Genomic DNA, 12,249 nt, shown 5'->3' on the forward strand with positions numbered 1-12,249 from the left:
TACGCCTCGCGCACGGGTGCGGCAGCGGTCCGATCGGGTGAGGCACCCGGTCCGCAGGTGCGGAACGGGCGCGGGGGAGGGAACGCCTTCCCGTTGGGCGCGGACCGACCCGCCCGCGGACGACGAGAGGCAGGCACCTGATGGGGCACGGCGGGAACGTGATCGAGGAGCTGACGGCCGACCATCGCGAGGTGGAGGACATGTTCGGCCGGATCCAGGCGATGGCCGGCGCCGGACAGGCACTGCGGGACCTCGTGGACGAGGTCACCATCGAGCTGGTGCGCCACTCGGTCGCCGAGGAGCAGTACCTCTACCCGGCGGTCCGCGAGTACGTCGCCGGGGGCGACCGGCTCGCGGACAAGGAGATCGAGGACCACGCCCGGGTCGAGGAGCTCCTCAAGGAGCTGGAGAAGACCAGGACCGACGACCCCGGGATGGACATGATGCTCCAGCAGCTGATGGACGAGGTCACCGCCCACGTCCAGGACGAGGAGGCCAACCTCTTCCCGATGCTGCGCCAGGCCTGCACCGCCGAGCAGTTGGACGACCTCGGCGACAGGATCCGCCGCGCGAAGGCCATGGCCCCCACCCGGCCGCACCCGGCGGCGCCGAGCTCCCCGACGGCCAGCAAGATCCTCGCCCCCGGCGCAGGTCTGGTGGACCGGGCCCGTGACTTCGTGACCGGCCGCGGCCGGTCCTGACCGCCGCGGGTGCCCGGGCCGGTGCGCGCCGTGCCGGACCGGGTGCCCGCGAGGGGCGTCAGCCTTCGACGCCGGTGGAGGTGTGGGCCGCGCCGACGGGTTTGGACTCGGGGGAGCCGCGCTGGCGCAGGTAGACGGAGAGGATCGCCATGGAGGCGACGGCGAGGAGTTCGGACTGCCAGTTCTGCAGGGTGCGGTTCCAGAAGTCCGCGGAGAACACGTAGTCCCCCCACGTGAACGGTGCCTGCAGGTCGCGCAGCCGCTCGGCGTTGAACGCCGACACGCCCGCGACGGACTGTGCGAACCAGGAGCCGAGGAAGAACGCGGCCATCACCAGGCCCAGCGAGCGCGAGTACACGGTGCGGCGCAGCCCGGCCGCGCGGGCCCATGCGGGGGAGTCGTTCCCGGCGTGCGGGCCGACCTTCTGGTCGCGGTCGGACTCGGTGCCGGCCCGGTCCAGGCTCTTGGACTCGGGGGAGCCGCGTTGCAGCAGCCAGACGGTGCCGAAGATGTAGAGGAAGAACTGCAGGTACTCCGACTGCCAGTTCTCGGTGACGTCGACCGCGAAGTCGGAGCCGGTCAGGTAGCCGGCGACCGAGACGGGCTGCAGGTCGGCTGCGACCAGCTCGTTGTTCACCTCCGCGATCCCCGAGGCGGCCTGGCCGACGAGGGTGAGCAGGAAGGCGGTGCCGAAGACCAGGGTGAGGCTGTTGTCGCGCAGGAAGCGCGCCGTGCGGCTCATCGGTGCAGCGCCCCGATCGTCGTGAAGTACACCAGCCCGCCGACCACGGTCAGCACGCACAGGGTGAACAGGCCGCGCACCGGTGTCACGCTCCCTTGAGTGCGCACTTGTACGGTTTGCGGGGTTGTGGTTCGCATCCGGCGGCGGTGATCTTCCAGCCGTCCGTGAACGCGGACAGGAAGAGCGTGTCGCCGTCCAGCACCGCGCGGGCCTGCTGCCCGTAGACGTCCACCCGGCGGACGTCCGTCGCCGCGGGCAGGTCGCTGTCGCCGATCGCCTGCTCGCAGCCGCTCTTGCTGCTGTCCTCCAGTTCCTCGCGCGTGCCCGGGGCCAGTGCGCCGCACAGTGCCGCGCTGTCCTGGCGGGCGAGGTCGGCCTCGAAGCCGCGTGCTGCGGCCGCGACCGCGTTTTCCCGGTCCGACAGCGACGAGCAGCCGCACAGCAGCACCAGGGCCGCGGCCACCCCGAGGCCCGCCCGCATCCCGTTCCGTCCGCGCACCATGCACGGCAGTCGACCACGGCGGGGCGGGTGCGTCGACGACGCCGGGCCGTTGCGCGGCCGAACGAGTGAAGCGCGAGGTCAGGGCAGGGGGGTGCCGCCCGTGGCGTTGACGATCTCGGCGGTGATGTAGGAGGACTCCTGGGAGGCGAGGAAGACGTAGGCCGGGGCCATCTCGGCGGGCTGCGCGGCCCGGCCGAGCGGGGACTGCTCCCCGAAGTGCGCGACCTTCTCCTCGTCCATGGTGGCCGGGATCAACGGCGTCCAGACCGGGCCGGGGGCGACGGCGTTGACGCGGATGCCGTCGGGGGCGAGCTGCATCGCCAGGCCCTGGGTGAAGGCGACGATGGCGGCCTTGGTCATGGCGTAGTCCAGCAGGTGCGGGCTGGGCTTGTAGGCCTGCACCGACGCGGTGTTGATGACGCAGGCGCCCGCCCGGAGGTGGGGCAGGGCGGCGCGGGTGGTCCAGAACATGCCGTAGAGGTTGGTGCGCATGACGCGGTCGAACTGCTCGGTGCCGATCGCGGCGAGCCCGTCGGGCTGGGACATCTGGTAGGCCGCGTTGTTGACCAGCACGTGCAGGCCGCCGAGTTCGTCGACGCAGCGCGCCACCAGCCGCTCGCAGAACTCCTCGTTGCGGAGGTCGCCGGCGACCGGCAGTGCCCGCCGGCCGGCGCCCTCGACGAGCGCGGCCGTGGCCTCGGCGTCGGCGGCTTCTTCCGGGAGGTGGCAGAAGGCGACGTCGGCGCCCTCGCGGGCGAAGGCGAGGGCGACGGCCCGGCCGATGCCGGAGTCGCCGCCGGTGATCAGCGCGATCCGTCCGTTCAGGCGGCCGGTTCCCCGGTACGTCGCTTCGCCGTGGTCCGGTTCGGGCTCCATGGCGGCGCCGCTGCCCGGGTGGGCCTGGGACTGCTCGGGGAACGGAGGCGTCGGGTGCTGCTCGGTGGGGTCGTGCGGAGTGTGCTGATCGCTCGTCACGGTGTGGTCCTCTCGTCGGTCACCCGTACGGTGTGCAGCTTCGAATCGGCGGCGTCCGGGATGAGCATTCCGGCGCGCAGCCCGCTGGTCAGGTACTCCAGGACGTCCTCGTTGAGGCGTTCACCGGGCAGTGCCGCCGGGATGCCGGGCGGGTAGGGGGTGATCATCTCGGCGGCGATCCGGCCCGCCGCCTTCTCGACGGGCACCTGCTCGGTCGGGCCGAAGAAGGCGTCGCGGGGGAGCATCACCTGGTCGAGGCGGAGTTCGGCGGGCGAGGGCAGGTGCACCTCGGGCGTCGGCCCCAGGTCCGCGGCGACGTCGACGAGTTCGGCGAGGGCGGCCAGGAGCGGCTCGGTGGAGGTGGTGTCGTCGGCATGGGTGAGCTGGGCGCTGATCCGCCGGTGGTCGCACACGTGCAGGTTGATCTGGTGGTGGGAGCGCAGCCAGTCGCCGGCGCGGTAGCCGCTGGTGCCGAGGGCGCTGAGGTCGATGACGACCTGGAGCGGGTCGAGGTCGGCGGCGCGGTCGGGGCCGCAGAAGTCGGCGCGGCCGTGGACGTGCAGCCCGGCCAGGTCGTCGATGCGTCCGCGGAGGTCGTGGGCCAGGTCGAGTGCGTCGTCGTAGAGGGCGCGGCCGTGCTGGACCATCTGGCGGCGCCAGCCGTCGAGGGCCGCGTGGATCAGGACCGAGGGGCTGGTGGTGCCGAGCAGGTCCTCGCGCTGCTTGAGGACGGCGGCGTCGACCAGGTCGCCCTGGAGGTGGAAGACCGAGCTCTGCTCCAGCGCGGAGCCCATCTTGTGGACGGAGGTGACGCACACGTCGGCACCGGCGTCCATGGCCCAGCTGGGCAGCGAAGGATGGAAGGGCAGGTGCGCGCCCCAGGCCTCGTCGACGATCAGCGGCACGCCGCGGTCGTGGCAGGCCTCGGCGATGGAGGCCAGGTCGGCGCAGGTCCCGTACGGGGTCGGCGAGGTGACCAGGGCGCCCCGGGCGTCGGGGTGCTCGTCGAGCGCCGCGCGGTAGGCGTCCGCGGACGGGGGGTGGGCGAGGTGCAGGTCGGGGTCCCAGATCGGGTCGACCCAGATCGGGCGGATCCCGGCCAGGATCAGGCCCGCCACCACGGATTTGTGGGCGTCCCGGCCCACCAGCAGGTGCTCGTGGGGACCGGCGACCGACAGCATGGCCGCCTTGACGGACAGGCTGCTGCCGCACGTGGAGAAGAACGTGTGGTCGGCCCCCACCGCCTCGGCCATCAGCTCCTGGGCGTGCTGGAGGATGCCCCGCGAGGTGGTGCGGTCGTCGAGCCCGCCGGTGGCGAGCACGTCCGAGCGGAACACCCCCGCACCGAGGGCTGCCAGGACGCGCGGATCGACCCCGCGGCCCTGCTTGTGACCCGGAGGGGTGAAGGCGGTCTGCGGGTTGGCGCGCCAGGCGGCGAGCGCTTCGAGAACGGGTGCCTGCGACTGGTCCATGCCCGGCGGCTGCCCCGACCGCGCGTACGGAAACGGGGGCCACCCCGCGTGTCCGCGACGCCGCGACGGGTGGGCGCGGGCACGGTCGGCCCGCGCCCGGGGTCACGGACCCGGGCGCGGGCCTGCGGCTCCGTCCGGCGCTAGGTGGTGGTCGTGTCCGACTCGTCGGGGACGATGTGCACCGCGGCCTCCTCCGCGCCGGCGGCGCCGCCGTCGATGCCGACGTCGGACGCGACGAGGTCCTTCTCCGTGTCGGACCGGACGCCTTCGTCGGGGGCCACCAGCCGCCCGGCGCGGCGGCTGCCGGCGGTCGCCGGGCCGGCGGGCTCGCCCTCGCCGTCGGGCCCGTCGCCGGCTCCGCCCGGGTCCGGCAGGACGTCGGGCTGCTCCTGGGCGAGACGCTCGTCCAGGCTCTCGCCGTCGCGCTGCTCGGCGGCCGTCACGCCGACCTTGTCGACGCCCAGCGGCCGCTCCGGCGGGGAGTAGCCTTCGTCGAGCAGGTCGTCCTGGTCGCGCTCGTCGATCGCGTCGTCCAGGTCGAGGGGGGCGGCGTCGGCCTGCTCCTCCATGTTCCCGGTCGGCTGGTAGACGTCGTCGCCCATCGCTTCGTCGCTCATGTCTCTCCGTCGTTCCGCGCCACCGCGTGCGTACCGCGGTCAGCTCTCGGTGGGCTGTTCGCCCTGCTCGTCGGTGGTCTCCTGCGGGTCGAGGGTCCGCGCCCTGCCGGGCTCGGCGGTCGTGGCGTCGCCCTCCTGCTCCTCCTGGCCGGCGTCCGGTCCACCGTCGTTCCCGGGCGGGTGGATCGGGTGCTTCTGATCGGTGTCGTCGAGCGGAACACCACCGGCTCCGCCCTGCGGGACGTCCTCCACGGCTCCTCCTCGTGGTTCCGGAGTTCGTGCGGCCCTTGACCGCGCCCCAGCGGTTACCCGGTGGGCCGTCCGGCATGCCCTCGTTCGCCGGACGGCATCCCGGACCGGGTGGTTGGTGGCAGGCGCGCCGGGCAGGCGCCGGGCATGACCGAGACAACGAGCACGACGAACGGACGGCCCCTCGCCCTGGTCACCGGCGCGTCCAGCGGGATCGGCCTGGAGCTGGCGAAGCAGTTCGCCGAGAACGGCTTCGACCTGGTGATCGCCGCCGAGGACGCCCGCCTGGACGGGGCGGCCGGCCGGCTCACCGACTACGGCGTCCGGGTGCGCGCCGTACGGGCCGACCTGCGCGACGCCGCCGGGGTCGAAGAGGTGCACCGCGCCGTCAAGGCGGACGGCCGCCCCCTCGCCGCGGCGGCGCTGAACGCGGGAGTCGGGCAGGGCGGGGCGTTCCTCGACACCGAACTGACCGACGAGTTCGCCGTCATCGACCTGAACATCACCTCGACCGTCCACCTGGCCAAGCTGCTGCTGCGGGACATGGCGGCCCGGGACGAAGGGCGCCTGCTGATCACCTCCTCGATCGCCTCGACCATGCCGGGCTCGTTCCAGGCCGTCTACAACGCCTCCAAGTCCTTCCTGCAGTCCTTCGCCCAGGCGTTGCAGAACGAGCTGAAGGACACCTCCCTGACCGTCACCGCCCTGATGCCCGGCCCGACAGACACGGACTTCTTCAGACGGGCCGGCATGGAAGACACCAAGGTCGGCAGGCAGGACAAGGACGACCCGGCCCAGGTCGCCCGGCAGGGCTTCGAGGCGCTCATGGCGGGCAAGGACAAGATCGTCGCGGGATCGGCGAAGACCAAGGCCCAGGGGCTGGCGAACAAGGTGCTCCCGGACAGCATCAAGGCCCGGGCCCACCGCAGGATGGCGGAGCCCGGCTCGGGCGACCAGGGGTAGCACCCCGGCACCCGCACGCTCGGGCATCCGGGCGACCTGCGGTTTGCCCCCCACCCTCCCGGGCAGTCGACGCCCCATGGACCGACGAGCCTTCCCCCGGACCGACAACACCCTGCCCCTGCTGCTGACCGGCTACGCATGGCTGCCGAACCGGCTGCGCCGCCACCGGGGACCGGTGCTGCGGACCCGCCTGCTCGGCCGACCGGCCGTTGCCCTGCACGGCCCGGACGCGGTGCGGTTCTTCTACGACGAGCGGCACGTCCGCCGCAGCGGCGCACTGCCGGAACCCGTGCGCAGCACCCTCTTCGGCCACGGGGCCGTCCACGGCCTCGACGGGCCGGAGCACCAGCTCCGGAAGGCGATGTTCCTCGGACTGCTCGCCGATCCGCGGCAGCTGGAGCAGCTGGTCGCCCGCACCGTCGAGGCCTGGGACGCCGCGGTGCCCGCCTGGCGCGAACGCGGCACGGTCGTCCTGCTGGACGCGGTGGCCGAGGTGCTCGCCGCCGGTGTCGCCCGCTGGGCCGGCCTGGACATCAGCGACGACGAGGTGGCGCCCCTGGCCCGCGACCTGGTGCGCATGGTGGACGGCTTCGCCACCCCGGGCCCGCGGCACTGGCGGGCCCGGCTCGCCCGCAGGCGCCAGGAGCGCTCGATCGCGGCCCTCGTCGAATCCGTCCGCGACGGCTCCGTACAGCTCCCGGAGGGCTGCGCCGTGCAGGTGGTGGCGCTGCACCGCGACGCGGACGGGCAGTTTCCGGCCCCGCGGGTGGCGGCGGTGGAGGTGCTGAACATCCTCCGGCCGACCGTCGCCGTCTGCTGGTTCGCGGCGTTCGCCGCCCACGCCATGCACCGCTGGCCCGAGAACCGCGGCCGGCTGGCCGCGGACGACGCCTCCTTCGCCACGGCCTTCACCCAGGAAGTGCGCCGCTTCTACCCCTTCGCCCCGTTCGTGGCGGGCAAGGCGGCCGGCGACGTGACCTTCGCCGGCGAGTCCGTCCCGGAAGGCACCCTCGTCCTGCTCGATCTCTACGGCCACCAGCACGACCCGGCGCTGTGGGAGGACCCCTACCGCTTCCGCCCCCAGCGCTTCCTCGACGAGCCCGCCGACCCGCAGAAGCTGATCCCCCAGGGCGGCGGAGATCCGGCCACCGGCCACCGCTGCCCGGGCGAAGGCGTCGTCGTGGGGCTGCTCGAATCCCTCGCCCCGCGGCTGGCGCGACTCGACTGCACGGTCCCCGACCAGGACCTCACCATCTCCCTCCGCCGGATGATCGCCCGTCCCCGCAGCGGCTTCGTCATCCACCTCGCCCGCGGCGCCGCCGAGGAATGACGGCCGGCGGAACCGTCCGGCCACGACGGCGGGGAAAGGCGGTGGGGAGGGCGGTCAGCCCGGTTGCGGGTCGGCGCGCAGGAGGAGGAGGGCGATGTCGTCGGTGTAGTGGGCGGTGGGGCGGGCGTGCCGCAGGAGGGTGTCGAGGAGGTGGCCGAGCGGGCGGTGGCCGTGTGCGGACAGCTGGCGGGCGAGGTCGTGGGCGGCGTGTTCGGGGTCGGTGCCGGGGGTTTCGAGGAGTCCGTCGGTGTACAGGGCGAGGGTGGCGGTCGGGGGGAACGGCTGGACGGTGGTGGGGTACTGGGCGCCGGTCTCGACGCCGAGCAGGGGGCCGGGGTCGAGGCGGACGGGCCCGGGCGGGTGGCCGGGCCGGTGGAGGAGGGGCGGGGGGTGGCCGGCACTGGCTAGCACGACCCGGTGGCGTGCGAGGTCGATGTGCGCGTAGAGGCAGGAGACGAGCAGGTCGCTCTCCAGGTCGGCCAGGACGCGGTTGGTGCGGGCGAGGACCTGTTCGGGCGGGGCGCCCGCGGTGGCGTGGATGGCGGTGCGGACCTGCCCCATGAGCGCGGCGGCCGCCACGTTGTGGCCCTGGACGTCACCGATGACGGCCGCGGCGGTGGTCGCGTCGATGCGGATGAGGTCGTAGAAGTCGCCGCCGATGTCCATGCCGCGGCTGGCCGGGAGGTAGCGGGCGGCGCTCGCCAGGCCGGGGAGGGCGGGCAGGCTGCGGGGCAGGAGGGCCTGCTGGAGGCCGCGGGCGAGATCCCGGGCGGCGTCGTAGAGGCGGGCGCGGTCCAGTGCCTGGGCGACGAGTCCGGCCAGTGAGGTGAGGACGGCGCGTTCGTCGGCGCTGAAGGCCCGCGGCCGGTCGTAGGAGAGGATGCAGCAGCCCACGGGACGGCCGGAGATGGCCAGGGGGAGGAAGGCCCAGGCCTGTTTGCCGCTGATCCGCGGGGCCCGGGGGTAGCGCTCGGCCATGTCGTCGGGGCTGGTGAAGAAGGACGGGACACCGTCGACGAGGACCTGCCCGGCGGGGGTGAGGCCGGTGTCCACCGGCAGGCCGTCGAGCTGGTCGATGGTCGACTGCTCGTAGCCGTGGTATCCGATGATCTTGAGCCGTCCGGCGTCGGCGGCGGACAGGACCAGCCCGTCGGCGCCGAAGGCGGGCAGGATCTGGTGGGCGGCCAGTTCGACGACGTCGCGGACGGCCACGGTCTCGGTCAGCGCGGCGGCCAGGTGGAGGAGCTGGTACAGCCGGCCGGTCTGCGCGGTGGCCGCGGCGGGCGGACGGTCGCTCTCCGGCGGCGGCCGGTCGTGTCCGGGCGCCGGTGCGCGCGTGATGCGGGCGCTGATGCCGCTGGCGTCCGGGTGGAGTTCGAAGCGCAGCCACGTACCGGGCGGGCGCAGGGCGGTGAAGGCGACCGGGTCACGGCTGATCACGGCGGTGCGGTAGTGGTCCTCCACCATCCTGTCGTCCAGCCAGGGCAGCGACTGCCAGGGCCGGGTGCCCGGCAGGCGGTCGGCGTCGGCACCGAGCAGTGCCGCGGCCGTGGCGGTGAGGAAGGTGATCCTGCCCTCGAGGTCCAGTCCGAGGGAGCCCTCGGGCAGGCGCTCCAGGTAGTCGGCCGCTGCCTGCGGCGGGTACCTGCCGGTGGTGGCGCCGGCCACCGGTACGAGGTGCGGCTGATCCGGGACGGCGGGCCGCGCGGTCGACCCGTCCAGGACCCGGGAGATGCGGCGGGCGGCGGAGGTGACGTGGTCGCGCTCGCGTGCGGTGGGGCCGCTCGGGTGGCTCGCGGGCCACAGCAGGAGGAGCGCACCCGAGCACCGTGCCTCGTCCGGCAAGGGCGCCGCGGCCAGGGAGAACCGGTACGGCAGGCTGGCGGCCGCCCGCGGGTAGGCCCGCGCCATCTCGTCCTGCGACCCCACCCAGACCAGCCGGTCCTCGCGCACCGCGTCGCTCACCGGGGTCGGCGCGCTCAACGGGATCCGCAGCCAGGGCCACGCCACCTCTGCCGGCACCCCGCACATCACCGCCAGGCCCAGGACCGGACCGGGATCGTCCAGCAGGTAGACGCCACCGCCCGAGGCGCCGGTGCGGCGGACGATGTCGGCCAGGGCCTCGCCCAGCAGACCTGCTCCCTGGCCGTCGCTGTCAGACACCGCCGCTCCCGACTCGCCCCGTCCGACGCGGCCGTCGGACCCCGGGCACGACCGCCCGAGGGACCATCGGCCCCATACAGGGACGGTACGCCTGGTCGTACCCGGCTTTCCTCCCGGCCGTGTCGAGTGCCGTGGTGGTGGTTTGGTCAGGCGCGTTGTTGGTCGCTGTCATGGCGGAGTCGGTCGGTTCGGTGGGTGAGGTCGTCGAGGCGGGCGGTGAGGTCGGGGTGGGCGGTGCCGAGGTGGGGGCGGATGTCGGTGAGGGGGGTTATCAGGTCGGCGGGGTCGGTGGTGCCCAGGGCGGTGGTGAGGGCGGTGAGGGTGGGGTGGCCGGCGGGGGCGATGTCGTTGCAGGTGGTGATGCGGGCGGCGAGGATGCGCAGGTCGGTGGCGTGGTCGCGGGCCCAGGCGGTGACGGCGCGGTCGGCGGCGCGGCGGTCGCGGACGGCTTTGACGCGTTCGGCGCCGGTCTGGTGGGTGGGGTGTGGGTGGTGGGGGCGCAGGCGCAGGTAGCGGTTCTCGGCTGCCTGGCGGCTGGCGACGCCCATGGGGTGGGCGAGGTCGGCCCAGGTGGCGCCTTGGGCGCGGGCGGTCTCGACCAGGCCGGCTTCCCAGCCGGCGAGTTCGGTGCGCAGTTCGCGCAGCAGGAGGAGGGCGGCGAGGGCGGGTTGGGGGCCGGTGGCGGTGGTGGTGGCGTGGGTGTCGGTGGTGGGGGTGGTGCGGGCGGTGTGGACGGCGTGGTCGATGGCGGCGAGGGCGGTGGTGGCGGCGAGGAAGGACGCCGGTCCGGTGGTGTCGGGTGTGTTCGGGGGCTTCCCCACGTCTGTCACTCCTTGGGTGACTCGCATGGTTGTCATCGGATGGATGACATGTTAGAACGGATTCAGGTGAAGCGCACTGGCACCCAACCGATCGATGGAGGTGTTTCGCGATGCTGATGCGCACTGACCCGTTCCGCGAACTGGACCGGCTGACCCAGCAGTTCCTGGGGACGAACGGGACCTGGTCGCGTCCGGCGCCGATGCCGTTGGACGCCTACCGGGTGGGGGACGAGTACGTGGTCTGCTTCGACCTGCCGGGTGTCGATCCGGAGGCGATCGACATCGACGTCGAGCGGAACATGCTGACGGTGAAGGCCGAGCGCCGTCCGCGTCACCAGGGCGATGAGGTGAAGTGGGAGCTGTCCGAGCGGCCGCTGGGTGTGTTCTCCCGGCAGGTGATGCTCTCCGACACCCTCGACCCGGCCGGGATCAGCGCCGACTACGACGCGGGTGTGCTGACCCTGAGGATCCCGGTCGCGGAGAAGGCCAAGCCCCGCAAGATCGCGATCAGCCACAGCGGCGGCCGCAAGCAGATCCAGGCCTGACCGGCCGCACCCACCGGACGTCCCGCGCCGTCCCGCCTCCCCAGGGGACGGCGCGGGGCGCGGCGACTCCGTCCCGGAGCTGCGGGCCACCGTCACGTGCGTGGACGGCGCGGTGGTGGTCCGGGCGGCCTGGCGGCCGGTGTCCTTGGTGGTGCCCGGGGCGTCCTGGGCGGTGGACCGGACGGATTCGACGGCGTCCCGGGCGGGCTCGGTCATCTCTTCCTTGATCTCCTGCGCGGCCGTGCCGGCGGCCTGTTCGAGCGGCTCGACCAGGTCGTCGGCGTGTTCGCGCAGGTGGGCGCCGGCGCGTTGCTCGGCCCGGGAGACCGGCAGGAGCATCCCGGCGCCGAAGGCGATGATGCCGGCCGCGAGCGGGTTGCCGCGGGTCTGCCGGCGCACCCGGGCCGGGGTGTGCTGGACGGCGTCGAACGGAGTGCGCCGGACGCCGCGCGAAGCCGGGGAGGCGGCCGCGGTGCGCTCGGCGCCGCGGACGCGGGGCGGGGCGGCGGGCGGGGCGAAATACCGGGCGGGCGAGCGCATGGCAGGGGGGCGGGGAGGGCAGACGCGAGGTACCGGCTCGGCGTCATCTCGGCGTTCGCCGGATACCCGTCGGCTGTCGCCGCACTGTCTCCCGATTCCCGCGCGGATGCGATGCCCCGGCCCACAGGATCGAACCGTGGAGCCGTTGGTGGGTTCGGAAGGAACGTGCGCCATGTCCACCCATGACCGACATCTGCGAGCCGACCCGGCGGCGGGCGGGATGCCCGACGCCGCGATCACCGTCACCAACCGCGACGGCGCGGTGATGTGCGCGCTCGCCGGGTCGCTCCACCACGACAACGAGGACCAGGTCCGCCATGCCCTGACCCGGGCCTTTCAGCAGCATCCCGGTGTCCTGGCCGTCGATCTGTCCGCCGTCGACCTGCTCACCTCCGCCGGGCTCAACGCCTTGCTGACCGTCCGGCGCGAGGCCCTGGAGCGCGGCGGCAGGCTGGTCCTGGTCGCCCCCTCCGCCCCCGCGCGCCGCACCCTGCGCATCACCCAGGTCGACACCGTCCTGCCCTGCGCCCCCACGATCGAGCAAGCACTGCGCGAAGGGGGCGAAGCCCTGCCGGCCTACGGGGAGTAGTCCGCCGGACGGCGGAAAGACGCCAGGGCAGACTCCGACC

General features: G+C 73.8%; 13 protein-coding genes. 5 read left to right on the plus strand and 8 right to left on the minus strand.

Translation table 11 applies throughout. The annotated features are described in order from the left end of the window. The first annotated feature begins 140 nt into the window (after positions 1 to 140). On the plus strand, positions 141 to 701 hold the full coding sequence (locus ABEB06_RS37290) for a hemerythrin domain-containing protein (RefSeq protein WP_345701384.1): 561 nt from the start codon (positions 141 to 143) through the stop codon (positions 699 to 701). Positions 702 to 759: 58 nt separating this feature from the next. On the opposite strand, the gene ABEB06_RS37295 is transcribed toward ABEB06_RS37290, so the two are convergent. The 6 genes from ABEB06_RS37295 to ABEB06_RS37320 form a co-directional block, all read right to left on the minus strand. After that, positions 760 to 1,443 carry a DUF6766 family protein gene (locus tag ABEB06_RS37295; protein WP_345701385.1) on the minus strand — a complete coding sequence of 228 codons (684 nt, stop codon included), beginning with the start codon at positions 1,441 to 1,443 and terminating at the stop codon, positions 760 to 762. Between the two features lie 85 nt (positions 1,444 to 1,528). Beyond that, entirely contained in the window at positions 1,529 to 1,945 is a 417-nt protein-coding gene (locus tag ABEB06_RS37300) for a hypothetical protein (RefSeq protein ID WP_345701386.1), read from the minus strand. 78 nt (positions 1,946 to 2,023) lie between these two features. Beyond that, a complete protein-coding gene (locus ABEB06_RS37305) occupies positions 2,024 to 2,920 on the minus strand; it encodes an SDR family oxidoreductase (RefSeq protein WP_345701387.1) in 897 nt (298 codons plus the stop codon). Beyond that, positions 2,917 to 4,392, minus strand: coding sequence for an aminotransferase class I/II-fold pyridoxal phosphate-dependent enzyme (locus ABEB06_RS37310; RefSeq protein ID WP_345701388.1), 1,476 nt, complete (start codon positions 4,390 to 4,392; stop codon positions 2,917 to 2,919). The genes ABEB06_RS37305 and ABEB06_RS37310 overlap by 4 nt, the downstream gene beginning before the upstream one ends. Before the next feature lie 140 nt (positions 4,393 to 4,532). Continuing rightward, positions 4,533 to 5,009, minus strand: coding sequence for a DUF5709 domain-containing protein (locus tag ABEB06_RS37315; RefSeq protein ID WP_345701389.1), 477 nt, complete (start codon positions 5,007 to 5,009; stop codon positions 4,533 to 4,535). A gap of 39 nt (positions 5,010 to 5,048) precedes the next feature. Beyond that, a complete protein-coding gene (locus ABEB06_RS37320; protein ID WP_345701390.1) occupies positions 5,049 to 5,261 on the minus strand; it encodes a hypothetical protein in 213 nt (70 codons plus the stop codon). Between the two features lie 144 nt (positions 5,262 to 5,405). Between ABEB06_RS37320 and ABEB06_RS37325 the strand changes: the two genes are divergently transcribed. Beyond that, complete coding sequence (locus ABEB06_RS37325) at positions 5,406 to 6,221, plus strand: SDR family NAD(P)-dependent oxidoreductase (protein ID WP_345701391.1); 816 nt, start codon at positions 5,406 to 5,408, stop codon at positions 6,219 to 6,221. A 76-nt stretch (positions 6,222 to 6,297) separates the two neighbouring features. Next, positions 6,298 to 7,551: a cytochrome P450 gene (locus tag ABEB06_RS37330; RefSeq protein ID WP_345701392.1), complete on the plus strand. Its 1,254-nt coding sequence runs from the start codon at positions 6,298 to 6,300 to the stop codon at positions 7,549 to 7,551. 54 nt (positions 7,552 to 7,605) lie between these two features. Here the strand turns inward: ABEB06_RS37330 and ABEB06_RS37335 are convergent, their stop codons facing one another. Together ABEB06_RS37335 and ABEB06_RS37340 are read right to left on the minus strand one after the other, a co-directional pair. Continuing rightward, positions 7,606 to 9,582 carry a PP2C family protein-serine/threonine phosphatase gene (locus tag ABEB06_RS37335; protein WP_345702107.1) on the minus strand — a complete coding sequence of 659 codons (1,977 nt, stop codon included), beginning with the start codon at positions 9,580 to 9,582 and terminating at the stop codon, positions 7,606 to 7,608. A gap of 278 nt (positions 9,583 to 9,860) precedes the next feature. Continuing rightward, positions 9,861 to 10,571: a type III effector protein gene (locus ABEB06_RS37340; protein WP_345701393.1), complete on the minus strand. Its 711-nt coding sequence runs from the start codon at positions 10,569 to 10,571 to the stop codon at positions 9,861 to 9,863. A gap of 74 nt (positions 10,572 to 10,645) precedes the next feature. On the opposite strand from ABEB06_RS37340, the gene ABEB06_RS37345 reads away from it, so the two are divergent. Continuing rightward, positions 10,646 to 11,080 (plus strand): Hsp20/alpha crystallin family protein, encoded by a 435-nt coding sequence (locus ABEB06_RS37345; protein ID WP_345700626.1) that lies wholly within the window; start codon positions 10,646 to 10,648, stop codon positions 11,078 to 11,080. A gap of 712 nt (positions 11,081 to 11,792) precedes the next feature. Continuing rightward, positions 11,793 to 12,209 carry an STAS domain-containing protein gene (locus ABEB06_RS37350; protein WP_345701394.1) on the plus strand — a complete coding sequence of 139 codons (417 nt, stop codon included), beginning with the start codon at positions 11,793 to 11,795 and terminating at the stop codon, positions 12,207 to 12,209. Positions 12,210 to 12,249: the final 40 nt, after the last annotated feature.

Source organism: Kitasatospora terrestris, from assembly GCF_039542905.1.
Taxonomy (GTDB): domain Bacteria; phylum Actinomycetota; class Actinomycetes; order Streptomycetales; family Streptomycetaceae; genus Kitasatospora; species Kitasatospora terrestris.

Bases quoted from the DNA above. Each gene is read 5' to 3' on its own strand.
- ABEB06_RS37290 (WP_345701384.1), top strand. From the start codon at position 141: ATGGGGCACGGCGGGAACGTGATCGAGGAGCTGACGGCCGACCATCGC.
- ABEB06_RS37295 (WP_345701385.1), bottom strand. From the start codon at position 1,443: ATGAGCCGCACGGCGCGCTTCCTGCGCGACAACAGCCTCACCCTGGTC.
- ABEB06_RS37300 (WP_345701386.1), bottom strand. From the start codon at position 1,945: ATGGTGCGCGGACGGAACGGGATGCGGGCGGGCCTCGGGGTGGCCGCG.
- ABEB06_RS37310 (WP_345701388.1), bottom strand. From the start codon at position 4,392: ATGGACCAGTCGCAGGCACCCGTTCTCGAAGCGCTCGCCGCCTGGCGC.
- ABEB06_RS37315 (WP_345701389.1), bottom strand. From the start codon at position 5,009: ATGAGCGACGAAGCGATGGGCGACGACGTCTACCAGCCGACCGGGAAC.
- ABEB06_RS37325 (WP_345701391.1), top strand. From the start codon at position 5,406: ATGACCGAGACAACGAGCACGACGAACGGACGGCCCCTCGCCCTGGTC.
- ABEB06_RS37330 (WP_345701392.1), top strand. From the start codon at position 6,298: ATGGACCGACGAGCCTTCCCCCGGACCGACAACACCCTGCCCCTGCTG.
- ABEB06_RS37335 (WP_345702107.1), bottom strand. From the start codon at position 9,582: ATGTGCGGGGTGCCGGCAGAGGTGGCGTGGCCCTGGCTGCGGATCCCG.
- ABEB06_RS37340 (WP_345701393.1), bottom strand. From the start codon at position 10,571: ATGACAACCATGCGAGTCACCCAAGGAGTGACAGACGTGGGGAAGCCC.
- ABEB06_RS37345 (WP_345700626.1), top strand. From the start codon at position 10,646: ATGCTGATGCGCACTGACCCGTTCCGCGAACTGGACCGGCTGACCCAG.
- ABEB06_RS37350 (WP_345701394.1), top strand. From the start codon at position 11,793: ATGTCCACCCATGACCGACATCTGCGAGCCGACCCGGCGGCGGGCGGG.